Consider the following 24,753-nt stretch of genomic DNA (forward strand, 5'->3'; position numbering starts at 1 on the left):
ATCTGCGGGTTCCCGACGCCAACGGATACAGTCACGCCGAGGCAACGACGGGGACAGGAGAGGGTCATTACCGGCAACCGGCAGACGAGCTGGGCGTTCGCCGACGCCTATGTCGCCGAGGACGACGCGCTGCTCTGGGCACGCGACCGGGCCCGCGAGGCCGGCCTGCGCTCGGTGACCCCGGGCACGGGCTCCGCCCTGGGGTTGCTCGCCGCCGCCGTGGACGCCAAGGCGGTCGCGGAGATCGGCACCGGCTGCGGTGTCTCCGGGATCCATCTGCTGCACGGCATGCGGCCGGACGGGGTGCTGACCACGGTCGACCCGGAGCCGGAACACCAGCAGTTCGCCCGCCAGGCCTTCCGCGCGGCGGGCTTCGCGAGCAACCGGGCCCGGTTCATTCCCGGGCGCGCCCTGGAGGTGCTGCCCCGGCTCGCGGACGTCGGTTACGACCTCGTCTTCTGCGACGGCGACCGTCTGGAATACCTGGACTATCTCGCCGAATCGTTGCGTCTGCTGCGCCCCGGGGGTCTGGTCGCCTTCGAGGGCGTCTTCGGCGCCGGCCGGACGATCGACTCGGGGCCGCAGCCCACCGAGGTGCTGCGGGTGCGGGAACTTCTGCGCGCGGTGCGGGAGAGCCAGGAGCTGGTGCCGTCGCTGCTTCCGGTGGGCGACGGGCTGCTGTGCGCCGTGAAGCGCTGAAAGAAAGACGCCCGGCGCCGGGGAAATATCACCACGCCAATCGCCCCGGCACCATGTGCGGTCCCGGGGCGATTGAACGGGTATGGTCGCTCGCGCGTCAGCCGACGACCTTCTTGAGGGCGTCGCCGAGCGCGTCGGCCTCGTCGGGGGTCAGCTCGACGACGAGTCGACCGCCGCCTTCGAGCGGAACGCGCATGACGATGCCCCGCCCCTCCTTGGTCACCTCGAGCGGGCCATCACCCGTCCGCGGCTTCATGGCCGCCATGCTCGTTCCCCTTCCTGATACCAGCTCACCGTCACCGCCGACGGCCCGTGAGGGCACGCGCAGTCCGGCGTGGACGCGCGACACCGGCATCGAACACATTGCTTCCCAGGCATTATCCCGCATCCCAGGACCCGATGACCAACATCGGTCGGCATCGCTTGGGCAACGCACGCGAGCAAAACCACTCAATTCGGCGATGTGACTGCGATAGTGCGTGCCCTCACGCACTTCCGCCGAATGGATACGGCCGGGAATTCTTTGACGCAGGTCACATCTCCCGAGCGATCCGTCGCCGGTGATCTCCGTCATGCTGTCTCCCGGACACATGCCACTGCATGCCACTACGCGGAGGGGATTCCCATGGCCGACACCGTGCTCTACGAGGTGGGCGACGGGCTCGCGACGATCACGCTGAACCGCCCCGGGGCGATGAACGCGCTGAACATCGAGACCAAGGTCGCGCTCCGGGACGCGGTGCGCTCCGCGGCGGTGGACGACGCCGTACGGGCGGTGCTGCTGACCGCGGCCGGGGAGCGGGCGTTCTGCGTCGGCCAGGACCTCAAGGAACACATCGGGCTGCTGGCCGCCGACCGGGAGTCGGGTTCGGGCCGCACCATGAGCACGGTGCGCGAGCACTACAACCCGATCGTGCGGGCGCTCGCCGGGGCCGAGAAGCCGGTGGTCGCCGCGGTGAACGGCGTGGCGGCCGGGGCGGGCCTCGGTTTCGCGCTCGCGGCCGACTACCGGATCGTCGCGGACACGGCGGCGTTCAACACGTCCTTCGCGGGCGTGGCGCTCACCGCCGACTCGGGCATCTCCTGGACGCTGCCGCGTGTCGTCGGCCCCGGGCGCGCCGCCGATCTGCTGCTCTTCCCGCGCAGCATCGGCGCGCAGGAGGCGTACGAGCTGGGCATCGCCAACCGGGTCGTCGCCGCCGCCGACCTGCGCGCCGAGGCCGAGAAGACGGCGCGGGCGCTGGCCGAGGGGCCGACCGTGGCGTATGCGGCGCTGAAGGAGGCGATGGCCTACGGGCTGACGCACTCGCTCTCCGAGACGCTGGACAAGGAGGACGAGCTGCAGTCGCGGGCGGGGTCCTCGGAGGACCACGCGATCGCGGTGCGGGCCTTCGTCGAGAAGGAGAAGCCGAAGTACCTGGGCCGGTAGGCGGCCGACGGGCCAGGTCCGGCGGGCCGCGTCCGGCGGCTCAGGCCCGACCGGCCGCGTCCGGCGGGCCAGGCCCGACCGGCCACATTCGACCGCTCAGGCCCGACCGCCCACAATTGACCCCCCACGTCCCACCGCTCAGGCCCGACCGCCCACATCCGACCGCTCAGGCCCCACCGCTCAGGTCCGGCGGGCCACGCAGGACGCCAGGTGGTCGTCGACCAGACCGCACGCCTGCATCAGCGCGTACGCCGTCGTCGGGCCGACGAAGCGCAGGCCCCGCTTCTTCAGCGTCTTCGACAGGGCCGTGGACTGCGGGGTGACGGCCGGGACGTCGGCGAGGGTCTCGGGGGCCGGTCGTCCGGCCGGGTCCGGGGCGTGCGACCAGATCAGCTCGTCCAGGTCGCCCGGGGCCCACTCGGCCAGCACGCGCGCGTTGGCGAGGGTCGCGTCGATCTTGGCGCGGTTGCGGATGATGCCGGCGTCGGCGAGCAGACGCTCGCGGTCCTCGTCGGTGAAGGCGGCGACCTTGGCGATCTCGAAGCCGGCGAAGGCGGCGCGGAATCCGGTACGGCGGCGCAGGATGGTGATCCAGGACAGGCCGGACTGGAAGGCCTCCAGGCTGAGCCGCTCGTACAGGGCGTCGTCACCGTGGACCGGGCGGCCCCACTCGTCGTCGTGGTACGTGACGTAGTCCGCGGTGGACAGGGCCCAGGGACAGCGCAGCGCGCCGTCCGGGCCCGCGGCGGCCTCCCCCGCGCTCACTGCTGCTCCTCCTGGGCGGGCTTGTCCATCACTACGTGGCGGTGGACCGCGGCGGCCCTGGCGCCCGCCAGTGCGGACTCCAGGTCGGCGATCCGGGCGTCGCGCTCGGCCAGCTCGGCGCCGAGGCGGCCGAGGGCGTCGTCGACGTCCGCCATGCGATACCCGCGCACGACGAGCGGGAAGCGCAGCCGCTCCACGTCGCCGCGGCCCACCGGGCGGTCCGGGGGCAGCGAGTCCCGCACCCGCTCGGGTTCGGCGTCGGGCAGCGGCCCGCTGTCGCCGCCGCCCACCACGGCGAGCGTCACCGCGGCCACGACGACGGCCAGCGCGATGACGAGGAACAGGAACATGACCATCGCTGGGGCCCCCATGGTCGGGTCGGGCGCGGCGATCCCGTCGGTTCGGCGGGGATCGCGCGACTGGTTGGATCGGAGTCCGGTCCGAGTCGGAGTCGGTTGTGTCGGGTCCGATCGTGCCATGCGAGTCTGACAGCCGGGGCCGCGGCCGCCGAAGGGCCGCGGACCCGGGGTCGAGAGCGGGACGAGGGAACGGTAGGGACGAGGAGATGTCACAGGGGATGCTCAGGCTGGGCGGGCGCGCGTTCGCGGCGCACGAGCCGGTGATCATGGCGATCGTGAACCGGACCCCGGACTCCTTCTACGACCGGGGGGCGACCTTCCACGACGAGCCCGCACTCGCGCGCGTGGAGCAGGCGGTGGCCGAGGGCGCCGCGATCATCGACATCGGCGGGGTGAAGGCCGGCCCCGGAGACGAGGTGTCGGCCGAGGAGGAGGCGCGGCGGACGGTGGGGTTCGTCGCGGAGGTGCGGCGGCGGTTCCCGGACGTCGTGATCAGCGTGGACACCTGGCGGCACGAGGTCGGCGAGGCCGTGTGCGAGGCGGGGGCCGACCTGCTGAACGACGCGTGGGGCGGCGTCGACCCGAAGCTCGCGGAGGTCGCGGCGCGGTACCGGGTGGGACTGGTGTGCACGCACGCGGGGGGCGCCGAGCCGCGGACCCGGCCGCACCGGGTGACGTACGGCGACGTCATGGCCGACATCCTGCGGGTGACGCTGGGGCTGGCCGAGCGGGCGGTGTCGCTGGGGGTGCCGCGGGAGTCGGTGCTGATCGACCCCGGGCACGACTTCGGGAAGAACACCCGGCACAGCCTGGAGGCGACGCGGCGGCTCGGCGAGATGGCGGAGACGGGGTGGCCGGTGCTGGTGTCCCTGTCCAACAAGGACTTCGTCGGGGAGACGCTGGACCGGCCCGTGAAGGAGCGGGTGATCGGCACGCTGGCGACGACCGCGGTGTCGGCGTGGCTGGGGGCGCGGGTGTACCGGGTGCACGAGGTGGCGGAGACGCGGCAGGTGCTGGACATGGTGGCGACGATCGCGGGTCACCGGGAGCCCGCGGTGGCCCGGCGGGGGCTGGCATAGGCACCGGGGCCCCGCCCCTCGCCCTCCCCCGCGGCCACGCGCTACACGCCCGCCTCCTTGGAGACCAGGGCCACCGCCTCGTCCACGTCGTCGGTGACGTGGAAGAGCAGGAGGTCCTTCTCCGCGGCCTTGCCCTGGGCCACCAGGGTGCCGCGGAGCCAGTCGACCAGGCCGCCCCAGTACTCGGAGCCGAACAGGACGATGGGGAAGCGGGTCACCTTCTGGGTCTGCACCAGGGTGAGGGCCTCGAAGAGTTCGTCGAGCGTGCCGAGGCCGCCGGGCAGGACGACGAAGCCCTGCGCGTACTTCACGAACATCATCTTGCGGACGAAGAAGTAGCGGAAGTTCAGGCCGATGTCGACGTAGGGGTTGAGCCCCTGCTCGAAGGGCAGTTCGATGCCAAGGCCGACCGAGGTGCCCTCCGCCTCGAGGGCGCCCTTGTTGGCCGCCTCCATGGCCCCGGGCCCGCCGCCGGTGATGACGGCGAAGCCCGCCTCCACCAGACCGCGGCCGAGGCGCACGCCCGCGGCGTACTCCGGGGAGTCCACCCGGGTGCGGGCGGAACCGAAGACGCTGATGGCGGGCGGGAGTTCGGCCAGCGTGCCGAAGCCCTCGATGAACTCCGACTGGATGCGCAGGACGCGCCAGGGGTCGGTGTGCACCCAGTCGGTCGGAGCACGCTCGTCCAGCAGCCGCTGGTCCGTGGTGCCCTGCTGGACCTGACCCCGCCGCCGGAGGACGGGGCCCAGCCGCTGTTCGTCCGGTGGCTGCTTCTTGCCCTCGGGGTTGCCGGTAGGCATGGGCGCTCCCTCCAGTCGCGGGTTCGGTTCTGCCACCTCAGCGTAGATCCACGCGGGTTACGTACGAGGGACCTCAGCATGTCCGCCACGCAGCGGCACAAACCCGCCGCGGATCATGCCGTCAGCCACGACCGCAGCCGCTCCTCCCCCGCCAGGACCTTCGCCGCCTCGACCCGCTCGTCGCGCTTGTGCGCCAAGTGGGGGTTGCCGGGGCCGTAGTTGACCGCCGGGACGCCGAGCGCGGAGAAACGCGACACGTCCGTCCAGCCGTACTTGGGCTGCGGGGTGCCGCCCACCGCCTCGATGAAGGCCGCCGCGGCCGGGTGGGACAGGCCGGGCAGGGCCGCGCCGCTGTGGTCGTCGACCACGAACTCCGCGACCCCGCAGTCCGCGAAGACCTCGCGCACGTGGGCGAGGGCCTCCTCGGGGCTGCGGTCGGGGGCGTAGCGGAAGTTGACCGTGACCACGCACTCGTCGGGGATGACGTTGCCCGCGACCCCGCCCGCGATGCCGACCGCGTTGAGGCCCTCGCGGTACTCCAGGCCGTCGATCACCGGGTAGCGGGGCTCGTAGGCCGCCAGGCGGGCGAGGACGGGGGCGGCGGCGTGGACGGCGTTGGCGCCCATCCAGCTCCGCGCCGAGTGCGCCCGCTCCCCCGTCGTCTTGAGCAGCACCCGCAGGGTGCCCTGGCAGCCGCCCTCCACCTGGCCGTCGGACGGTTCGAGGAGCACCGCGAAGTCGCCCTCCAGCCAGTCGGGGTGCGCCTCGGCGATGTGCTTGAGGCCGTTCAGCTCGGCGGCGACCTCCTCGTTGTCGTAGAAGACGAAGGTCAGGTCGCGGTTGGGGGCCGGGACCGTGGCGGCGATGCGCAGCTGGACGGCGACGCCCGCCTTCATGTCGCAGGTGCCGCAGCCCCACAGGACCCCGTCCTCGTCCAGCCGGGAGGGCACGTTGCCGGCGATCGGCACCGTGTCGATGTGGCCGGCCAGGATCACGCGTTCCGCGCGGCCCAGCTCCGTACGGGCGACGACGTTGTTGCCGTACCGCTCGACCGACAGGTGGGGCAGGGCCCGCAGGGCGCTCTCGATCGCGTCCGCCAGGGGCTCCTCGGTGCCGCTCTCGGACGGGAGGTCGACGAGCCGCGCAGTAAGCTCCGCGGCGTCCAGCGTCAGGTCAAGCGGGGTATCGGCCATGGCCCGACCCTAACGCCCCTGCTCCTGGGGGCAGTGTGCGTACCCGGCGTACACAGAACCCTACCCTCCAGTACCTTGTACGCGTGCTTCAGCCGCCTCCACCTCGCAAACGCCGTGGCCGCCTCGCCCGTTCCGGCGCCGCTTCCATGGCCCTGCTCGCGGTCGCCGGATATCTGACGGTGCAGTACGTCGCCGGAGGCGCGGGCGCCCCGGGCTGCAAGGTGGCCGCCGTCGCCGGTGACGGCACGCGGACCACCTACGAGTTCACACCGGAGCAGGCGGTGAACGCGGCGACGATCACCGCCGTCGGCACCGCGCGCAGGCTGCCGGAGCGGGCCGTGGCGATCGCGCTGGCGACCGCGTTGCAGGAGTCGGCGCTGCGCAACCTCGACCACGGCGACCGGGACTCGCTCGGCCTGTTCCAGCAGCGGCCCTCGCAGGGCTGGGGCACGCCCCGGGAGATCATGGACCCGGCGTACTCGGCGGGCCTGTTCTACGACCGTCTGGTCGAGGTGCCCGGTTATCTGGACCTGCCGCTGACCGACGCCGCCCAGCACGTGCAGCGCAGCGGCTTCCCGTACGCGTACGCCAAGCACGAACCGGACGCCGAAGTGCTCGCCGCCGCACTCACCGGACGCTCCGCGGCCACGCTGACCTGCGACGGGCGGCCCGGCGCGACCCGAAAGAAGGGGCCGGACGCGGTACGCGCGGCGCTGGTACGGGACTTCGGGCACGCCGTGCTCCAGCCGGCCGGCGCGGAGGTGGGCGGCGACGCCGCCTCCCCCCGGCCCGCGGCCCCCTCCGACGAACGGACCGTGACGCTGCCCGTGACCGGCGGCACCGGTCCGGGAGCGGAGCGGGAGACCGGGCGGCGCGGCTGGCAGCTGGCGCACTGGGCGGTGGCCAACGCCTCCTCGCTGCACATCCAGCGGGTCTCCTACGCGGGCCGGGCGTGGACCGCGGGCAGCACCGACAGCAAGTGGACTCCGGCGGGCGCCGAAGGCACCCATGGCGCGGAGCGGGCGGCGGGGCCGGTGCGGATCACGTCCACGTGGTAGGGCTCGCCCGTACGAGCCGTCACCCCTGAGAGTTACCCGCGTCGGCCTGGGTCCGGCGCCGGGCACACCTTTGCGCGGCGTCACCCCCGACTGCGCCGGAGCCCGGGAAAATCAAGGGACGTAAGGATTCAGCAGACTTTCCGACCGGCGCCCTTTTGCCCGTTTTTATGGGCACCTGATAATGCGACGCATTACCAACTCTTTACGTCGGGCCGCCGCAACCTTCGTGGCTCTCGAGCGGTAGTCACTGCGTCCGGGCCCGGTCGATCATTCGCCGGGCACGGTGGCAGTACCCATCGTTGACTTCCGTCGAAGGAGCATCATGTCCCTCCCCCTGACCCGCCGGATCGCCCGTGCCGCGCTGCTCGTCGCCGCGGGAGCGGCTGCCGGGGTCGGTGCGGCCGGCTCCGCCAGCGCGGCTCCCGAACTGCCGGCCACCCCGAACCTCGGGGGACTGACCGCCCTGGACGGGGCGAACGTCGGCACCACCGTCGACTCCGCCGCCCAGAACGTCACCGGGACCGCGGGCGACACCGGCGGCAAGGCCGTCAAGAAGGCCGTCCCGGCCGCCGGCAAGACCGGTGGATCGGTCGTCAAGAAGGCCACGCCGGCGGCGCAGAACGCCGCCGGTGACGCGGCGGGCTCCGCCGGGGACCTCGTCGGTGACACGACGAAGACCGCCACGAAGGGCGGCCTGCCGACCGACGCGCTGGGCAAGGGCGGCCTGCCGGTCCAGGGCCTGCCGCTCGGCTGACGGCGGCCGCGCCGGACTTGTGCGGCGCCGGGGCCCGGGGTTCGTTCCCCGGACCCCGGCGCTTTGCGTGACGGCTACAGGCGCCGCACCGCCGCGGCGACGCGTTCGTCCGTCGCCGTGAGGGCGACGCGGACGAAGTCGGCGCCGGCCGGGCCGTAGAAGTCGCCGGGGGCCACCAGGATGCCGCGTTCGGCCAGGTGGGCGACCGTGTCCCAGCAGGACTCGTCGCGGGTGGCCCAGAGGTAGAGGCCGGCGTCGCTGTGCTCGATGCGGAAGCCGTGGCCGAGCAGGGCCTCGCGCAGGGCCGTGCGGCGGGCCGCGTAGCGCTCCCGCTGGACGCGTACGTGCTCGTCGTCGCCGAGGGCCGCCACCACGGCCGCCTGGGTCGGCGCCGAGGTCATCATGCCGCCGTGCTTGCGGATCTCCAGGAGCGGGCCCAGGACCGCCGGGTCGCCGGCCAGGAACGCCGCCCGGTAACCCGCGAGGTTGGAGCGCTTGGACAGGGAGTGGACGGCGACCAGGCCGTCGTACGAACCGCCGTTGACGTCCGGGTGCAGGACCGAGACCGGGGCGGCCTCCCAGCCCAGCTCCAGGTAGCACTCGTCGGAGACGACGAGGACGCCGTGCTCGCGGGCCCAGGCCACGATGCGCGTCAGGTCGGCCTTGGACAGCACCCCGCCGGTCGGGTTCGACGGGGAGTTGAGCCACAGGAGCTTCAGACCCGCCGGGTCCAGCTCGGTCGGGTCCTCGTACGCCTCGTACTCCGCGCGGGCCAGCCGGGCACCGACCTCGTACGTCGGGTAGGCCAGGCGGGGGAAGGCCACCCGGTCGCCGGGGCCGAGGCCCAGCTGGGTCGGGAGCCAGGCGACGAGTTCCTTGGAACCGACGATCGGGAGCACGTGCCGATGGGTGACGCCGCGGGCGCCGAGGCGGCGCTCCGCCCAGCCGGTGATCGCGTCGCGCAGCGCCGGGGTGCCCCAGACGGTCGGGTAGCCCGGGGAGTCCGCCGCGTCGGCCAGGGCCTTCTGGATCAGCTCGGGGACCGGGTCGACCGGTGTGCCGACCGACAGGTCGACGATGCCCTCGGGGTGGGCTGCGGCCGTCTTCTTGTACGGCTCCAGCTTGTCCCAGGGGAACGCGGGAAGACGCTCGGAGATCGCGGACACGGTGGGTGGCTCCCTTTCGTCGTGAGCGCCCGGCGCGGCAAACGCCTCGGTCCCGTGCGGCGCGGATCGGGTGATCAGGCCGTACGGGACCGAGGCGGCGCGTGTGCGGGCCGCTCTTACTGGTTCTGCGGCGGCAGCGCGGCGACGAAGGGGTGGTCGCGCTCGATCAGCCCCAGCTTGCTGGCACCGCCGGGCGAGCCGAGCTCGTCGAAGAACTCGACGTTCGCCTTGTAGTAGTCCTTCCACTCCTCGGGAGTGTCGTCTTCGTAGAAGATCGCCTCGACCGGGCAGACCGGCTCACAGGCACCACAGTCGACGCATTCGTCCGGGTGGATGTACAAGGACCGCTGGCCCTCGTAGATGCAGTCGACCGGGCACTCCTCGATGCACGCCTTGTCCTTCACGTCGACACAAGGCTGCGCGATGACGTAGGTCACGCTGTCGTTCCTCCTCGATTGGGCGCTGGCGGGCCTCCTCAGGCTCCGCCGCCTGGCGCGCGGGAGCGCGGCGTCGTCGATGCCCGCCCCTAGTATCTCCGTTCTTGGGCATGATCCGAACAGGAGGGGTGGACAGACCTGTGGAAATCTCTGCCGCCGGGCGTCTTGAGGTCCGTATCACCGCTGCTGACGTGGGCAAACGAGTCTCCGTACGGCGCTTGAGCGAACCTGGTGTCGCGGATGAGAAGTTCACCGACACGGTCGGCGTTCTCACATCATGGACCGACGGTGTGCTGCTGATCACACGGAAGAGTGGTGAAACCGTCCGTGTCGCGGAGTCGGCCCTCATCGCCGGAAAGGTCGTGCCGTCCGCGCCCGCCCGCCGTCGCGGTCCCGCCGCGTCCTATGAGGAGCTGGCGCGGGTCGCCGCGCGGGCCTGGCGTCCGGTGGAGAGCGAGCTGCTCGGCGCGTGGGAGCTGCGGGCGGCCGCGGGCTTCACGCGACGGGCCAACTCCGTACTGCCGCTCGGCGATCCGGGGCTGCCGCTCGACGACGCGCTGGCGGCCGTACGCCGCTGGTACGGCGAGCGCGGGCTGCCCGCGTACGTCCAGACCGCCACCGGTGCCGCCGGCACGCAGGAGCTGCTGTGCGCGGAGCTGGAACGGCGGGGCTGGGTCAGGGAGGTGACGGCCGAGGTGTGGACCGGTGGACTGGCGCCGGTCGCCGATCTGGCCGAGGGCACCGGCGTGGTCCTGTCCCGGCGGGCCGACGAGGCCTGGCTGGCCCGGTACGGGCGCGAGGGCGTGAGCGAGGTCGCCCTGCGGGTGCTCGGCGAGGGGCCGTCCGTGTGGTTCGCCACGGTGCCCGGGGCGCACGCGCCGGCGGCGATCGGACGCTGCGTCGTGGACGGGCGGTGGGCCTCCTTCGCGGCCGTCGAGGTCGACCCCGCGCAGCGGCGCCGCGGGCTGGCGACCGCCGTGCTGGCCGCGCTGGCCCGGCGTGCGCTCGACGAGGGCGCGTCGGCGGCGTGGCTCCAGGTGGAGACGGACAACACGGGGGCGCGGGCGCTGTACGCCGGGGCGGGCTTCGCGGCGCACCACGCCTACCACCACTACCGGGAGCCCGGGAACGCCGGGACGGACCGGTAACCGATCGTCGCGAAAGGGCACGATCCAGTCATGCGTCACTTGCCACCCCCGCGCCCACCGTCGCCGGAGCGCTCGGCCGAACTGCGGCGACGCTTCGCCGAAGAGGCGCGGTCCGAGCGGCCCGACCTGTCGACGCTGTGCCTCCTGGTGGGCGCGGTGGCGGACGCGGCCCTGGACGACACGGGCCTGGACGCCGCGCAGGTGGAACTGGACCGGCTGGCCGGAGAGCTGCCGTTCCGGCCGGGTACGCCGCGGGCCTGGGCGGCGGCACTGCGGGACCTGCTCGGCGAGCGGTACGGGTTCCACGGGATCGCCGCGGACTACCAGCGGCTGGAGTCGTCGTTGCTGCACGAGGTGCTGCGGCGGCGGCGCGGGCTGCCGATCCTGTTGTCGGTGGTGTGGCTGGAGGTCGCCCGCCGGGCGGGGGCACCGGTGTACGGGGTCGCGCTGCCGGGGCACTTCGTGGTCGGGTTCGGGCCGGAGTCCGGGCCGCAGCAGGAGCGGGTGCTCGCCGATCCGTTCGACGGGGGGCGGCTGCTCAGCGGGAAGGACGCGGAGGTGCTGGTCGCCGGGGCGACGGGGGCGGAACTGCGGCCGTCGATGCTGGAGCCCGCGGCGCCGTTGGAGGTGGTGTCGCGGATCCTGAACAACATCCGGGCGTGGGCGGCGGGCCGGCCGGAGCAGTCGGCGGCCGGGCTGTGGGCGATCGACCTGGCGCTGCTGTTGCCCGCGCATGCGGCGCGGTTGCGGTACGAGCGCGCGCTGTTGCTGGTGCGGCGGGGCGAGTTTCTGGCGGGGGCGCGGGAGTTGGAGGCGTACGCGGAGGTGGTGGCGGCCGTGGACGAGGCGGTCGCGGAGGAGGTGCGGGGGGAGGCGCGGACGGCTCGGGCGATGTTGAACTGAACGTCGGCCGGCACGGGCCGGGCGCGGATCTCGCCCGCCCGGCCGGTACGGGGAGCCGCGTCGGCCGGCACGGGGAGCCGCGTCCGCCGGTACGGGGGGCCGCGTCGACCGGTACGGAAAGCCGCGTCCGCCGGTACGGGCCGGGCGCGGGTCGCGCGGGCCGGCCGCTACGGAGCCTCCCGGTGCCTGAGCGGCCTGGGAGGCACCTCCCTCGCCCACCGTGCCGTCCCGGCGGGACGCCTGCCCGCGGCCGGGGCGGCACGGCGGCCGCCCGCGGCCGGGCGGGGCGTGCGTCTACAGCCAGCCCTTCTCTCTCGCGATCCGGACCGCTTCCGCCCTGTTCCTGACCGCCAGTTTCTGGATGGCCGTGGACAGGTAGTTGCGGACGGTGCCCTGGGAGAGGTGGAGGGCCGTGGCGAGTTCGGCGTTGGTGGAGCCGTCGGCCGCGGCGCGGAGGAGCTCGCGTTCACGGTCGGTGAGGGGGTTGGCGCCCTCGGCGAGGGCCGCCGCCGCCAGCGTCGGATCGATGACCCGCTCCCCCGCCAGCACCTTGCGTACCGCTTCGGCGAGTTGGGCGGCCGGGGCGTCCTTGACCAGGAAGGCGTCGGCGCCGGACTCCATGGCGCTGCGCAGGTGGCCGGGGCGGCCGAAGGTGGTGAGGACGATCAGTTTCACGGCCGGGAGTTCCCGGTGGAGCAGGGCCGCCGCCTCGATCCCGGTCGCGCCGGGCATCTCGATGTCCAGCAGGGCCACGTCCACGCCGTGGGTACGGGCGGCGCCCAGCACCTCGTCGCCGCGGGCCACCTGGGCGACGACCTCGATGTCCTCCTCCAGGCCGAGCAGGGCGGCCAGTGCCTCGCGGACCATCGCCTGGTCCTCCGCCAGGAGTACCTTGATCGTGCGGCTCATGCCCCGGATCCTACGTCGGCCGCGAGACCGGCGGGGACGCGGGCGACCAGCCGGAATCCCCCGCGGAACCGTCCCGTCTCCAGGGCGCCGCCCACCTTCTCCAGGCGCTCGGCGAGACCGGTGAGGCCGTTGCCGGGGGCGTTCGAGGGGGCGGGGCCGCCGGAGCCGTTGTCCTCCACGGACAGTTCCAGCACCGCCCCGTCCAGCGTCTGGCGGCCGAGCAGCTCCACCACGCACCGCCGGGCGCCGCTGTGCCGTACGACGTTGGTGACCGCCTCGCGCAACGCCCAGGCGAGGGCCGCCTCGGATTCCTCGGGGAGACCGGCCAGGTCCGGTTCGTCGGGCAGCTCGGCGACCACCCCCGCCGCCGTCAACGCGACCTTGGCACCCGCGAGTTCGGCGGCGAAGCGAGGCCGGCGGTAGCCGGTGACGGCCTCCCGGACGTCGACGAGGGCCTGACGGCTGACCTGTTCGATGTCGGCGACCTGCTGGGCGGCCTTGTCGGGGTGGGCGGGGAGCATGCGGCCGGCCAGCTCGCTCTTCAGGGTGATCAGGGAGAGCGAGTGGCCGAGCAGGTCGTGCAGGTCGCGGGCGAGGCGCAGCCGCTCCTCGTTGGCGGCGAGCTGGGCGACCGTGGCGCGGGCCTCGCGCAGTGCGATGGTGGTGCGGATCAGCTCCCGCACGCCGGTCATGGCGAAGCCGCCAAGCAGCGCCGGGAGCAGCAGGCCGGCGATGAAGGAGGTCCCGCCGGGCACCGCGAACGCGAGTGCCGTCAGCAGTGCCGAGGCGCCCGGGATCGTCCAGCGGGCCAGGCGCGGCGGCAGGGCGGCACCGGAGGCGATCGAGACGTACACGAAGAGGACCAGCCACTCGCGGCCCAGGGTGAGGGCGAGGATGGTGGACTGGGCCGCGAGGACGGCGAGGGAGCCGAGGACGACGTTGATCCGGTCGCCGCGCCCGGTGCGGAAGAGCAGCAGCATGTACCAGACCACGAAGACGACGAGGCCGAGCCAGCCGAGGACCTGGACCCCCGCCGGGTGACCGCCGTGCAGCAGGTCGCTGACGGGGGCGCCCAGGTAGGCCAGCCAGATGGCGGTCCACATGACCTTGACGGTCTTCTGCCTGCGATTCTCCGGGCGCTGCCCGATGCCGACGCCGCTCACGCCTTCAGCGTGTCCTTCCGGTACAGCCAGGCCGCGCCGCCCGCGAAGAGCACGAAGTAGACGGCGAGGACGGCGAGGTCCTGGGCGTGCGGGGCGTGACTCTGTTCGATCGACTGCCCCAGGCCAGCGTACGCGTGGGTGGGCAGCCACTCGGCGATGTCCCTCAGCCACCGCGGGAAGGTGGTGGTGGGCATCCACAGGCCGCCGAGCATGGAGAGGCCGAAGTAGACGATCATCGTGATCGGGCGGACCGCGTCCCCGGTCGCCAGATAGCCGATGGCGACGCCGAGCGCGGCGAAGACCAGACTGCCGGCCCAGATCACGCCGGTGAGGGCGAACCACTGCCAGGCGTCCAGGCGTACGTCCTTCACGGCCGCGGCGACGACGAAGACGACGACGATGGAGGGCAGGCTGACGACGGCGGCGCTCGCGGTCTTGGCGAGGACGTAGCCGCGGCCCGGCAGGGCGGTCAGCCGCAGCTGCCGCACCCAGCCGCTCTCGCGCTCCTTGGCGATGCGTTCGCTGTTGCCCATGAGTACGGCGGTCAGGGCGCCGAAGGAGGCCATGGAGACCATGAAGAAGGTGGGCAGGGTCAGCCCGGTGCCGTCGACCTCGCCGGTGCCGTCGGCGCTGCCCGCGATCAGCAGGAACAGGGCCGAGGGGTAGATCACCGAGAAGAAGAGGAACTTGCGGTTGCGCAGGGCGCGGGTGAGTTCGAGTCCGATCAGGCTGTTCACGGCTGCTTGGCCTCCTCGGCGGCGGTGAGGGCGACGAAGGCCTGCTCGAGTCCGAGGCCGGCGACTTCGAGGTTGCGGGGGTAGAGGCCGAGCCCGTACACGGCGTGCACGGTGGCGTCGGCGTCGGCGCTCTGGATGCGCACGGTCCGGCCGGACACATCGAGGGAGGTCAGGTGGGGCAGGGCGCGCAGGGACGGCTCGTCGGCGGGGTCGGCCAGGTCGAAGGATATCCGGCGGGCTCCGGCCCTGGCCTTGATCTCGGCGGCGGTGCCGTCGGCCAGCAGCCGGCCCCGGTGCAGGACGAGCACCCGGTCGGCGATGGCGTCGGCCTCCTCCAGGTAGTGCGTGGCGAACAGCACGGTGCGGCCCTTCTCGGCCTGTTCGCGCAGGGTGGCCCAGAAGGCCCGGCGGGCGGTGACGTCCATGCCGGTGGTGGGTTCGTCCAGGACGATCAGGTCACTGTCGCCGGCGGTGGCGAGGGCGAAGCGGACCCGCTGGGCTTGGCCGCCGGAGAGCTTGTCGACCCTGCGGTCGGCGATCGTCGTGAGTCCGGCGCGGGCCAGCACGTCGGCGGCCGGGTAGGCCCTGGGGTGCAGCGCGCAGGCCAGCCGGACGAGTTCGGCGACCGTGACCTCGTCCATCAGGCCGCCGCTCTGCAGCATGGCGCCCACCCGTCCGGCGACGATCGCCTCGCGCGGTGCGGTGCCGAAGACCTGAACGGTGCCGCCGTCGGGGCGCCTCAGGCCGAGCAGGAGGTCGAGCGTGGTCGACTTGCCCGCCCCGTTCGGGCCCAGCAGGGCCACGGTCTCCCCGGGGCGCAGGGCGAGAGTCAGCCCGTCGACGGCCCGGACGTCGCCGTAGCTCTTGGTCACCTGGTCGAACCCGACCACCGCTGTCCTCGTCATGGCACCATCGTGGCCGCGACGGGCACGCACCCGGCAGTGCCGGCGGTCCCGAGTGCCGGATGACGGATGTCATTCGGCCGTCATTCGGCCGTCGTACGGCCGTCGTACGGCCGTCGTACGACGAGCGGGGCGTCCGGCGAGTGCCGGGCGCCCCCCTCGTGGTGCGACGTCAGCTGGGGTCGGTCTCGATGACCGCCACCCGATCGGTCTTGCTCTTCAGGGCCTGGCGCAGGGCGCCGTAGACGTCCTGGGGTGTGACGGGCGTCTTCTCGCCGTTTGCCCGGGTGATGCGGACGCCGTCGAACGTCCCGCCGTACAGCTCCTTGAGGGCGTTGAGGTCGGGCTTGTCGACGAGCCTGCCGTCCACGGCCGTGACCCTGAGGAACTTCCACAGCGACTTCTCCGGGCTCATCGGAACGGAGTGCGCGGCGTCGGTCTGCACGGTCACCTTGGCCGACATCGCCGGCTCGGCGAACTCCTTGAGCATCCGGTCGACCTCGGCCTTGGAGACCGTGGGCTGCCGCGTGGTCGTCGGCACGTTCACCGAGGTGGGGGCGCCCGTCTCGACCTGCGCGCGGTACGCGGCCTGCACGGCCTCGGTCGACTTGGCCACGTCGATGCCCTTGCCGGGCCTCCCGTACACGGGGACGGCCCTGCCGGACTCGAACTCGATGGTGCCCTCGGTCACCGACCCGGCCCCGCCGGCGGCGTTCCCCAGGGCGGCGTGCAGCTTCTCCTCGTCGACGGGCATGACCGGGTCGACGACCCGCTTCCGGCCGAAGAGCGAGCCGATGACGGACATCGGGTTGTAGTCGCTCGTCGCCGCGGCGCTGGCGGTGGCCTGTGTGTCGAGCTGGAGCCCCGCCTGGTCCGGCTTCAGGGACACGGTGTCACCGCCCACCGTGAGCTTGAGCGGCTTGGCCGCGCGGGCGCCGAGGGCGTCGTCCAGCTTCTCGACGGCGTCGTCACGCGTGCCGCCCCCGATGTCGACGCCGAGCACGGTGGTGCCCTTGGGCACGTCGGAGCGGTTCATGAGCAGGCCGGCGCCGTAGGTGACACCGGCGACGACGACCAGGCCGCCGACGAGCAGCGGGAGCTTCCTGCGCCCCTTCTTCCTGGCGGGTTCGGCGGAGCCAGCCGGGGGCGTGGAGACCGGCTCGGGCAGCCTGGGCGGCGTGTGCGGCAGCGGTCCGTCGCCGGACGCCCCCGGGAACGGCGCGTTGCGCTCGCTCGGTACGACGGGGATGCCGCTGGTGACGGTGTTGCCGGAGACGTTGTCCGGGTTGCCGCGGCCGGGGGAGACCGGGCGCTGCGGGGTGAGGATCGCGGTGTCGTCGCTGAGCCCGCCGCCGGGGCCGGGGCGGGCGGCGTCGGGGCCCGCTGCGGAACCGGGGCCCTCCGGCCTGCCGGGGCCGCCCGGGCCGCGCAGGCCGTTCGGTGCGGGCCCGCGCTGCCCGCCCGGGGCCCCGGGGCCACCGGACGTCGTGAGTCCGCCGAGATCGCCGCGATCGCCGGCCGGCGGCGGCGTCAGCCGGCTGTCGCCGGTGGCCGGGCCGCTCGTCGGGCCGGCGGGGCCCTGGGGGCCCCCGCCGTACGGGGACTGGCCGTTCGGGCCGCCCTGCGGGTTCCGAGGGGCACCGGTGCCCCGGTCGGCCCGGCCCTCTCCCGCGAAGTACGGCAGGTCGTCGCGGATCGGCTCGGTGCCGGCGCCGCTGTCCGGCCGGATGCCGTTGCCGCCCAGGGGACCGGCCGTCAGCGCCTCGGTCACGTCGAAGGACCCGGTGCCGCCGCCGTGGCCGGGTGCCACGGGCCCGCCGGTCGCGCCGGAGCGGCCCGCGCCGTCCGCGGCCCCGGGCCGGGAGCCGCCGGGTGCGTTCATGGAGCCGACGACACCACCGGGACGGCCGCTCCCGCCGCCCGGTCGCGCACCGGCACCGGTACCTGAGGGACCCGCGCCCGGTGTGCGGGGGGCGCCCGGGCCACCGGCGGCCGCCGCCGGACCGCCGGGCAGACCGGCGCCGTTGGTGGAACCGCCGCCCTGAGTGCCCTTGCCTGGACCGGACTTGCGGGGCGCGAACCAGTCGCTGGTCGGCTTCCCGTCGGCGGGCTGAGCGGGTTCGGCGGGAGCCTCGGGGACGCCCGTGGGCGCGGCGGCGCTGGGCGCGGGCGCGGGCCGCTCGGCCGTCGTCCCCGTCTCACGCGCGGCGCCCTCGGTGTCCGCGACGGGCTTGCGCACGACGACCGGCGGAATGGGCCGCGACCCGGGGATGTTGATCCGGATCCGGGTCGTCAGCGTCGTCTCGGTCTTGCGCTCCTCCGGCCGCGCGGCCGAACGGCCCGCGTCCGCACCGGCGTCGGAAGCCGCGGGTGTCCCGTAGGGCGGGGTGCCCGACGGGTACGCGGCTCCGCCGCGCCCGTGGGGCCCGGAGGACGGACTGTCAGTTTCACGACTCAAGGCAGGTTCTCCCGGTTGGCTCCGCCGCCCGGCACACCAGCATGCGGGCGGCTCGGCGGCGCGCACCACCATACTGGCCACTTCTCGCGCGTATCCCGTGACCGCCGGGGAAACCCACACCGGACTCGCACGCCCGCGGCACGGCGAAGTGGTACGTCACTTGCGAAGTCGGGCGGAGCCGCCGTCCGGTTGCCGCACCGGCGCGAGGGTGGCGCAGATCACAGCGATGGCGATACCGCCGATCAGGAAGAGATAGGAACCAGCCCCTGCGGCGAAGAGGAAGTCGCCCTCCGGACGGCTCGTGGTGAGCAGCACCACGGCGAGCGCCCAGCCGAGGGCGGGCGCGACGGCCCCTCCCCGGCGCCCCGTGGCCCGGCCCGCACCGACGCACAACCCGGCCTCGGCGGCCAGCGCGAGCAGCAGCCCGCCCGGGAACCAGGCCGGCTGCACCAGCGCGCCCGCCGCCCCGAGGACGGCGCCGAGCGCGAAGAGCCCCACGTACAGGACGGCCCGGCCCGCCGAGGGCGGACGCAGCGGCTGGGCGAGCGCGGAGCTCGCCGGCTCCTCGCGGCCGCTCACGACGCCGCCCCGGTAACGGAGGTCCCGGCGGTTCCGGCGGTTCCGGTGATCCCGGCGGTTCCGGTGATCCCGGCGAACAGGTCGCTCTCGCGCCCGTCCCCGCCACGTTCGCCGCGCACCAGCTCGTAGTACTCGGTGGTGAGGATCGGCTGGGCCAGGTCGTTGGAGAGGACGAAGTACGGTTCGGCGACCGTGATCTGCGTCGCGTGCGCGCGCATGGCGGCGGCCTTGGCGGCGGCGTGCGCGGTGCCCTCGCCGTGGATCTCGGTGGTGATCCGCTCGTCGTCGACGACGCCCGGTACGTCCTCGACGCCGGCCGCCTTCTCGAAGGGCAGACCGGGCAGGTCGGCCCCGAGCCGGGCGAAGGCGTCCTCGGCGTGGGAGCGCGGCACGCGGTTCCAGTAGACCTTGGCGATCGGGCACCCGGCCTCGGCCGCCAGCTCCACCGCCCGCATGGCGATGCGGTGGGCCTGGATGTGGTCGGGGTGGCCGTAGCCGCCGTTCGGGTCGTAGGTGACGAGCACCTGGGGACGCAGCTCGCGGATCACCTCGACGAGCAGCTCGGCGGCCCGGTCGACGTCCGCCTGCCAGAGACAGCCGGGGTCGTCGTTGTCCGGCAGCCCCATCATCCCGGAGTCGGCGAACCGTCCCGGCCCGCCCAGCAGCCGGAAGTCGTCGACGCCGAGGGCGCGCATCGCGGCCGTCAGCTCACCCCTGCGGTGCCCGCCCAGAGCGGCTCCGGACAGGTGTGCGAGCTCCGGCGGGATGACCTCGCCACGCTCGCCGAGGGTGCAGGTCACCAGCGTCACGTGGGCACCCTCGGCCGCGTACCGGGCCATGGTGACGCCGTTGTTGATCGACTCGTCGTCCGGGTGCGCGTGCACCAGCAGCAGACGCCGGGCGGGGAGTTCCGTCATGGGGCCACCCTATGAGGCCCGGCCCCCGTCCTCACGCCCGCCCGGGCAGTACGGAACCGTCCAGCGCTTGTCCAGTGCCGTCGGCACCGTCGACGGCGTCGCTCCGGGGTAGGGCACGGCCGTGCGAGGCGGGACCACGGAGGTGCGCGACCGGTTTCCGAGCCCAGGCAGCTGCGTATCTGGAACTCCGGTAGGGCATCGTCCGGGCGCAGGCCCTCACACCACGTGAGCCCGCCTCGTCCAACGAGCAACTGCCCGGGGAGACATGAGCCGCAAGCCCGCGTCCCGGGAAACCTCCGTCCTGGCGCGGTTCAAGAGCAGCTACAGCAGCAGCGAGGGCGACTCGTGCTGGAGGTCGCCCTCGAGCCCCGGCACCGTCCACGTCCGCGACTCCCAGTGCGCCGCCTCCGGCCCCCGGCTCGCGCCGGCGCCGGAGGCCTGGGGCTGCTTCGTGGCCGGCGCCGTCAGAAGTTGATGCTCCCGATCATCCCCGCGATGTTCGTCGTCACCTCACTGATCGTGGGCGCGACGGTCGAGGAGGCCAGGTAGAAGCCGAGGAGCATGCACACCACCGCGTGCCCCGCCTTCAATCCTGACTTCTTGACCAGCAGGAAGACGATGATCGCCAGCAGCACAACCGCCGAAATCGAGAGTGCCACGGCGGCTCACCTCCAAAGAACCCAGGGACAGGGGAAGGTCGGACGCGGTCGGACTGTCGGAACGCTTCAGTACGCAGGAGCAGATAAATCCACGCAGCGGGCACCTGGTTGATACCCACTATGCGCTAGTGATCATAACTATCCGTGCGCGCGCATCTCTCGGCGCACGGCCGCACAAGGGGGCGCATGGCCAATATGGTCAAGGCATGACGACCGAGTCCGACTCCTTTCCCAAACGGCACGCCCGCACCCAGCGGTTCACGCTCGGCGCGCCGCGTTCGTTCACCGTGGCACCCGATGGTTCACGGGTCGCCTTCCTGCGCTCCGGTACCGGCACTGACCGGGCCAATTCACTGTGGATCCTCGACGTCGAGAAGGGCGCGGAGCGCGTCGCCGCCGACCCGCGGGCCCTTCTGGGCGGCGCCCGGGAGCGCCTGTCGCCCGAGGAGCGGGCCCGGCGTGAGCGCAGCCGCGAGGGCGGCTCCGGGATCGTCGGCTATGCCACCGACTCGGCGGTCGAGCTGGCCTCCTTCGCGTTGTCTGGGCGGCTTTTCGCGGCCGAGCTGCGGGCCGGCACCGCGCGTGAACTGCCCACCCCGGGTCCGGTGATCGACCCGCGCCCCTCCCCCGACGGCCGGCACATCGCCTACGTCGCCCAGGGCGCACTGCGGGTCGTCGGCGCCGAGGGGGACGGGGACAGGGCGCTGGCCGAGGCGGACGGCGAGGGCGTCTCCTACGGGCTCGCCGAGTTCATCGCGGCCGAGGAGATGTCGCGCACCCGGGGCTTCTGGTGGAGCCCGGACTCGGACCGGCTGCTGGTGGCCCGCGTGGACGACACGCCGGTGCAGCGCTGGTGGATCTCCGACCCGGCGCAGCCCGGACGTGCTCCGCAACGCGTGCCGTACCCGGCGGCGGGCACCGCCAACGCGGACGTACGACTGTTCGTGACCGGTCTCGACGGGGGGCGCACGGAGGTCCTGTGGGACCGCGCGCGGTATCCCTATCTGGCGCGAGTGCACTGGTCAGCGGCGGGCGCGCCGCTCCTTCTCGTACAGGCGCGCGACCAGCGCAGCCTGCTGTTCCTGGCCGTGGACACCGAGTCCGGCGCGACCCGGATGGTGCACGCCGACGAAGATCCAGTTTGGCTGGAACTCTTCCCCGGCGTGCCCTGCTGGAGCCCTTCCGGACAGCTGGTGCGGATCGCCGACGAGGGAGGCGCGCGCGTCCTGGCGGTCGGTGAACGGTTGCTCACCGGTGCCCAGTTGCATCTGCGGGCGGTGCTGGACGTCGGCGCCGACGACGTGCTGGTTTCCGCGTCGGCGGGCGAGGAGGCGGCCGACGCGGAGACCGGCGAGGTGCACGTCTACCGGGTGAACGAACTCGGTGTCGAACGCCTCTCGCAAGAGCCCGGCGTGCACTCGGCGGTACGCGCCGGGGGTGTGACCGTGCTCGTCTCCGCGACGCTCGACCGGCCGGGGACGCGGGCGCAGGTGCTGCGGGACGGCGGCCGGAAGGAGGCGGGGGCACCCACGGCCGGAGGCTGCGGGGAGGTGGCGACCGTCGCCTCGTATGCGGAAGACCCCGGTTTGACCCCGCGCGTGACGCTCACCCAGGGGGGCGCACGCCGTGTCCCGTGCGCCGTGCTTATGCCAACGGACTACCACGGTGACACCCCCCTCCCCGTCCTCCTGGACCCGTACGGTGGCCCGCACGGCCAGCGCGTCGTGGCCGCGCACAACGCCCACCTCACCTCGCAGTGGTTCGCCGACCAGGGGTTCGCGGTGGTCGTCGCCGACGGGCGGGGCACTCCGGGGCACTCCCCCGCCTGGGAGAAGGCCGTCAAGGACGACGTGGCCGCCGTCGTGCTCCAGGACCAGGTGGACGCGCTGCACGCCCTCGCCTCCGACTTCCCGCTGGACCTGGACCGCGTCGCCATCCGGGGGTGGTCCTTCGGCGGCTACCTGGCCGCCCTGGCCGCGCTGCGCCGTCCCGACGTCTTCCACGCCGCCGTCGTGGGCGCCCCGGTCACCGACCTGCGGCTCTACGACACCCACTACCAGGAGCGGTACGTCGGTGACCCGGTCGAGCAGCCCGACGTCTACCGCCGGAACTCGGTGATCGACGACGCCGGGCTGGTCGACGCCGCCGAGCCGCACCGGCCCATGATGGTCATCCACGGGCTGGCGGACGACAACGTGGTGGTCGCCCACTCGCTGCGCCTGTCCTCGGCCCTGCTGGCGGCCGGCCGCCCGCACGAGGTGCTGCCGCTGTCCGGCGTCACGCACATGACCCCGCAGGAGTCGGTCGCCGAGAACCTGCTACTGCTCCAGGTGGACTTCCTCAAGCGGTCGCTGCCCGCGCCGTCGTAGCGTCCTGCGCGTCACCCGTACGCCAACGGCCTTAACAAGCGGGCAACTTCAGCGACGCCGTGCCGGTATACGGACGCGCGACGCTGATCCGCGTACGGCCGTGCGGGTGCCGTGAGCGGGCCGGGGTGCGCCATGTCGCCCCGGCCCGCTGCCGTGTCAGCCGCCCTTGCCGTCCTCCCGGTGCGAACCGTGCGGGCCGTGCGGTTCGGGCGGTTCGGGCGGCCGGGCCGGGCCGGGTGGCGGGCCGTGCGGTTCGGACTCCTCGGGCGGCACCACCTGCTTCTCCTCCGCGAAGTGGCACGCCGAGTCGTGGGCCGCGGGGCCGGAGACCGAGCGGAACTCGGCGGGGACGGCGAGGGCCGGCACCTCCAGCGCGCAGCGCTCCCGGGCCTTCCAGCAGCGGGTGCGGAAGCGGCAGCCGGAGGGGATGTTGGTCGGGGACGGGACGTCACCCGCCAGGATGATCCGCTCGCGGTGCTCCCGGGCCTCCGGGTCGGGCACCGGCACGGCGGACAGCAGCGCCTGGGTGTAGGGGTGCGTGGGATGGTCGTAGATCTCCGCGTCCCTGCCCGTCTCCACGATGCGGCCCAGGTACATGACGCCGACCCGGTCGGAGATGTGCCGGACGATCGACAGGTCGTGGGCGATGAAGATGTAGGAGAGGTCGAACTCGTCCTGGAGGCTGGCCATCAGGTTGATCACCTGGGCCTGTACGGAGACGTCGAGGGCCGAGACCGGCTCGTCGGCCACGATGATCTCCGGGCGCAGCGCCAGGCCGCGCGCGATGCCGATGCGCTGGCGCTGGCCGCCGGAGAACTGGTGGGGGTAGCGGTTGATGTACTCCGGGTTCAGGCCGACCACGTCCAGCAGGTCCTGCACCCGCCTCCGCCGGTCGCCCTTCGGCGCCACCTCCGGGTGGATGTCGTAGGCCTCGCCGATGATGTCGCCGACGGTCATCCGGGGGTTGAGGGAGGTGTAGGGGTCCTGGAAGACCATCTGGATGTTGCGGCGTACGGCCTTGAGGGCCCTGCCGGACAGCCTGGTGATGTCCTCGCCCTTGTAGCGGATCTCGCCCGCCGTCGGCCTCTCCAGGTTGACCAGCATCTTGGCGACCGTGGACTTGCCGCAGCCGGACTCGCCGACGATGCCCAGTGTCTCGCCGCGGGCCAGTTCGAAGTCCACGCCGTCGACGGCCTTCACCGCGCCGACCTGCTTCTTGAAGAGGATGCCGGAGGTCAGCGGGTAGTGCTTGACCAGTCCCCTCACCTCGAGGATCGGCTCAGGCATGCAGGCACTCCCTCCAGAAGTGGCAGGCGCTGCCCCGCTCGGCGCCGGACTCGGTGACGTCGTAGAGGGGCGGCACGTCGGTGCGGCAGACGTCCTGGGCCATCGGGCAGCGGGGGTGGAAGGCGCAGCCGGGCGGGATGCGGGTGAGGTTGGGCGGCAGGCCCTTGATGGCGTAGAGCTCGTGGCCCTTCTGGTCCAGGCGCGGGATCGACTCCAGCAGGCCGCGGGTGTAGGGGTGGGCCGGGGCCTTGTAGATGTCGTGGACGGGGGCGGTCTCCACGATCCGGCCCGCGTACATGACGGCGATCTTGTCGGCGACGTCGGCGACCACCCCGAGGTCGTGGGTGATGAGGATCAGGCCCATGTGCAGCTCGCGCTGCAGCTCCGCGAGCAGGTCCATGACCTGGGCCTGGACGGTGACGTCGAGAGCGGTGGTCGGCTCGTCGGCGATGATCAGCTTGGGTTCCAGGGCCATCGCCATCGCGATCATGATGCGTTGGCGCATGCCGCCGGAGAACTGGTGCGGGTACTGGCGCACCCGCTCCTTCGCGGCCGGGATGCGGACCCGGTCCATCAGCTCGACGGCCTTGGCCCGCGCGTCCTTGCGGGACATGCCGCGGTGCACGGTGAACATCTCGCCGAGCTGGTCGCCGACGGTCAGGACGGGGTTCAGCGAGGACAGCGCGTCCTGGAAGATCATCGCCATCTCGGCACCGCGGACCTTCCGGCGTTCCTCCTCCTTCAGCTTCAGCAGGTCCCGGCCCTCGAAGAGGACCTCCCCCGCGGTGATGCGGCCGGGCGGGATGTCGAGGATGCCCATGACGGTCTGCGCCGTGACGGACTTGCCGGAGCCGGACTCGCCGAGCACGGCGAGGGTCTCGCCCGCGTCCACGCCGTAGCTGACACCGTTGACGGCCTTGGCGACGCCGTCGCGGGTGTGGAACTCCACGTGCAGGTCGCGCACTTCGAGCAGCATGCGGCGG

At 73.3% G+C, this 24,753-nt stretch carries 26 protein-coding genes; 9 read left to right on the forward strand and 17 right to left on the reverse strand.

Annotation, left to right across the window (positions count from 1 at the left end; genetic code table 11):
* Positions 1-699 (forward strand): O-methyltransferase, encoded by a 699-nt coding sequence (locus tag ACGFYH_RS25710; protein WP_393805579.1) that lies wholly within the window; start codon positions 1-3, stop codon positions 697-699.
* 97 nt (positions 700-796) lie between these two features.
* Here the strand turns inward: ACGFYH_RS25710 and ACGFYH_RS25715 are convergent, their stop codons facing one another.
* Entirely contained in the window at positions 797-964 is a 168-nt protein-coding gene (locus ACGFYH_RS25715; protein ID WP_003966491.1) for a DUF3117 domain-containing protein, read from the reverse strand.
* Positions 965-1,324: 360 nt separating this feature from the next.
* On the opposite strand from ACGFYH_RS25715, the gene ACGFYH_RS25720 reads away from it, so the two are divergent.
* Positions 1,325-2,128, forward strand: coding sequence for an enoyl-CoA hydratase/isomerase family protein (locus ACGFYH_RS25720; protein WP_393805530.1), 804 nt, complete (start codon positions 1,325-1,327; stop codon positions 2,126-2,128).
* A gap of 180 nt (positions 2,129-2,308) precedes the next feature.
* Here ACGFYH_RS25720 and ACGFYH_RS25725 read toward each other — a convergent pair whose 3' ends face one another.
* Entirely contained in the window at positions 2,309-2,893 is a 585-nt protein-coding gene (locus tag ACGFYH_RS25725; RefSeq protein ID WP_393805531.1) for a DNA-3-methyladenine glycosylase I, read from the reverse strand.
* Positions 2,890-3,249, reverse strand: coding sequence for a DivIVA domain-containing protein (locus ACGFYH_RS25730; protein ID WP_393805532.1), 360 nt, complete (start codon positions 3,247-3,249; stop codon positions 2,890-2,892). Before ACGFYH_RS25730 ends, ACGFYH_RS25725 begins: the two co-directional genes overlap by 4 nt.
* A gap of 221 nt (positions 3,250-3,470) precedes the next feature.
* Here ACGFYH_RS25730 and folP point away from each other — a divergent pair, with 221 nt between their 5' ends.
* A complete protein-coding gene (folP, locus tag ACGFYH_RS25735; RefSeq protein WP_393805533.1) occupies positions 3,471-4,331 on the forward strand; it encodes a dihydropteroate synthase in 861 nt (286 codons plus the stop codon).
* 41 nt (positions 4,332-4,372) lie between these two features.
* Here folP and ACGFYH_RS25740 read toward each other — a convergent pair whose 3' ends face one another.
* Both ACGFYH_RS25740 and dapE read right to left on the reverse strand, forming a co-directional pair.
* On the reverse strand, positions 4,373-5,131 hold the full coding sequence (locus tag ACGFYH_RS25740) for a TIGR00730 family Rossman fold protein (protein WP_393805534.1): 759 nt from the start codon (positions 5,129-5,131) through the stop codon (positions 4,373-4,375).
* A gap of 113 nt (positions 5,132-5,244) precedes the next feature.
* Positions 5,245-6,324 carry a succinyl-diaminopimelate desuccinylase gene (gene dapE / locus ACGFYH_RS25745; RefSeq protein WP_393805535.1) on the reverse strand — a complete coding sequence of 360 codons (1,080 nt, stop codon included), beginning with the start codon at positions 6,322-6,324 and terminating at the stop codon, positions 5,245-5,247.
* An 83-nt stretch (positions 6,325-6,407) separates the two neighbouring features.
* On the opposite strand from dapE, the gene ACGFYH_RS25750 reads away from it, so the two are divergent.
* Together ACGFYH_RS25750 and ACGFYH_RS25755 are read left to right on the forward strand one after the other, a co-directional pair.
* A complete protein-coding gene (locus tag ACGFYH_RS25750; RefSeq protein WP_393805536.1) occupies positions 6,408-7,382 on the forward strand; it encodes a heavy metal transporter in 975 nt (324 codons plus the stop codon).
* Positions 7,383-7,704: 322 nt separating this feature from the next.
* Complete coding sequence (locus ACGFYH_RS25755) at positions 7,705-8,136, forward strand: ATP-binding protein (RefSeq protein ID WP_393805537.1); 432 nt, start codon at positions 7,705-7,707, stop codon at positions 8,134-8,136.
* Between the two features lie 74 nt (positions 8,137-8,210).
* On the opposite strand, the gene ACGFYH_RS25760 is transcribed toward ACGFYH_RS25755, so the two are convergent.
* Positions 8,211-9,302, reverse strand: coding sequence for a bifunctional succinyldiaminopimelate transaminase/glutamate-prephenate aminotransferase (locus tag ACGFYH_RS25760; RefSeq protein ID WP_393805538.1), 1,092 nt, complete (start codon positions 9,300-9,302; stop codon positions 8,211-8,213).
* A gap of 116 nt (positions 9,303-9,418) precedes the next feature.
* A complete protein-coding gene (gene fdxA / locus ACGFYH_RS25765) occupies positions 9,419-9,739 on the reverse strand; it encodes a ferredoxin (protein ID WP_003973842.1) in 321 nt (106 codons plus the stop codon).
* A gap of 140 nt (positions 9,740-9,879) precedes the next feature.
* On the opposite strand from fdxA, the gene ACGFYH_RS25770 reads away from it, so the two are divergent.
* Both ACGFYH_RS25770 and ACGFYH_RS25775 read left to right on the forward strand, forming a co-directional pair.
* Positions 9,880-10,887, forward strand: a complete 1,008-nt coding sequence (locus ACGFYH_RS25770; RefSeq protein ID WP_393805539.1) for a GNAT family N-acetyltransferase — start codon at positions 9,880-9,882, stop codon at positions 10,885-10,887.
* A gap of 30 nt (positions 10,888-10,917) precedes the next feature.
* On the forward strand, positions 10,918-11,790 hold the full coding sequence (locus tag ACGFYH_RS25775; RefSeq protein ID WP_393805540.1) for a transglutaminase-like domain-containing protein: 873 nt from the start codon (positions 10,918-10,920) through the stop codon (positions 11,788-11,790).
* A 294-nt stretch (positions 11,791-12,084) separates the two neighbouring features.
* On the opposite strand, the gene ACGFYH_RS25780 is transcribed toward ACGFYH_RS25775, so the two are convergent.
* From ACGFYH_RS25780 to mshB, 7 genes are all read right to left on the reverse strand, one after another.
* On the reverse strand, positions 12,085-12,699 hold the full coding sequence (locus tag ACGFYH_RS25780; protein ID WP_393805541.1) for a response regulator: 615 nt from the start codon (positions 12,697-12,699) through the stop codon (positions 12,085-12,087).
* Positions 12,696-13,862 carry a sensor histidine kinase gene (locus ACGFYH_RS25785; RefSeq protein WP_393805542.1) on the reverse strand — a complete coding sequence of 389 codons (1,167 nt, stop codon included), beginning with the start codon at positions 13,860-13,862 and terminating at the stop codon, positions 12,696-12,698. Before ACGFYH_RS25785 ends, ACGFYH_RS25780 begins: the two co-directional genes overlap by 4 nt.
* Positions 13,859-14,599 carry an ABC transporter permease gene (locus ACGFYH_RS25790; RefSeq protein WP_393805543.1) on the reverse strand — a complete coding sequence of 247 codons (741 nt, stop codon included), beginning with the start codon at positions 14,597-14,599 and terminating at the stop codon, positions 13,859-13,861. The genes ACGFYH_RS25785 and ACGFYH_RS25790 overlap by 4 nt, the downstream gene beginning before the upstream one ends.
* Complete coding sequence (locus ACGFYH_RS25795; RefSeq protein ID WP_393805544.1) at positions 14,596-15,504, reverse strand: ABC transporter ATP-binding protein; 909 nt, start codon at positions 15,502-15,504, stop codon at positions 14,596-14,598. Before ACGFYH_RS25795 ends, ACGFYH_RS25790 begins: the two co-directional genes overlap by 4 nt.
* Before the next feature lie 169 nt (positions 15,505-15,673).
* On the reverse strand, positions 15,674-17,959 hold the full coding sequence (locus ACGFYH_RS25800; RefSeq protein WP_393805545.1) for a hypothetical protein: 2,286 nt from the start codon (positions 17,957-17,959) through the stop codon (positions 15,674-15,676).
* Positions 17,960-18,115: 156 nt separating this feature from the next.
* Positions 18,116-18,538 carry a DUF6113 family protein gene (locus tag ACGFYH_RS25805; RefSeq protein ID WP_393805546.1) on the reverse strand — a complete coding sequence of 141 codons (423 nt, stop codon included), beginning with the start codon at positions 18,536-18,538 and terminating at the stop codon, positions 18,116-18,118.
* The gene (gene mshB / locus ACGFYH_RS25810; protein ID WP_393805547.1) at positions 18,535-19,455 is read right to left on the reverse strand and encodes an N-acetyl-1-D-myo-inositol-2-amino-2-deoxy-alpha-D-glucopyranoside deacetylase; all 921 of its coding nucleotides are present in this window, start codon (positions 19,453-19,455) and stop codon (positions 18,535-18,537) included. Before mshB ends, ACGFYH_RS25805 begins: the two co-directional genes overlap by 4 nt.
* Positions 19,456-19,720: 265 nt before the next feature.
* Between mshB and ACGFYH_RS25815 the strand changes: the two genes are divergently transcribed.
* Positions 19,721-19,930: a DUF397 domain-containing protein gene (locus ACGFYH_RS25815; RefSeq protein WP_393805548.1), complete on the forward strand. Its 210-nt coding sequence runs from the start codon at positions 19,721-19,723 to the stop codon at positions 19,928-19,930.
* Here the strand turns inward: ACGFYH_RS25815 and ACGFYH_RS25820 are convergent.
* On the reverse strand, positions 19,920-20,114 hold the full coding sequence (locus tag ACGFYH_RS25820; RefSeq protein ID WP_393805549.1) for a hypothetical protein: 195 nt from the start codon (positions 20,112-20,114) through the stop codon (positions 19,920-19,922). The two genes, ACGFYH_RS25815 and ACGFYH_RS25820, sit on opposite strands and share 11 nt — an antisense overlap.
* A gap of 206 nt (positions 20,115-20,320) precedes the next feature.
* Here ACGFYH_RS25820 and ACGFYH_RS25825 point away from each other — a divergent pair, with 206 nt between their 5' ends.
* On the forward strand, positions 20,321-22,483 hold the full coding sequence (locus tag ACGFYH_RS25825; protein WP_393805550.1) for a prolyl oligopeptidase family serine peptidase: 2,163 nt from the start codon (positions 20,321-20,323) through the stop codon (positions 22,481-22,483).
* Positions 22,484-22,639: 156 nt separating this feature from the next.
* Here ACGFYH_RS25825 and ACGFYH_RS25830 read toward each other — a convergent pair whose 3' ends face one another.
* A complete protein-coding gene (locus ACGFYH_RS25830) occupies positions 22,640-23,770 on the reverse strand; it encodes an ABC transporter ATP-binding protein (RefSeq protein ID WP_393805551.1) in 1,131 nt (376 codons plus the stop codon).
* Entirely contained in the window at positions 23,763-24,746 is a 984-nt protein-coding gene (locus tag ACGFYH_RS25835; RefSeq protein ID WP_393805552.1) for an ABC transporter ATP-binding protein, read from the reverse strand. Before ACGFYH_RS25835 ends, ACGFYH_RS25830 begins: the two co-directional genes overlap by 8 nt.
* Positions 24,747-24,753 lie beyond the last annotated feature (7 nt).

This window comes from Streptomyces sp. NPDC048392, from assembly GCF_043200575.1.
Lineage (GTDB): Bacteria > Actinomycetota > Actinomycetes > Streptomycetales > Streptomycetaceae > Streptomyces.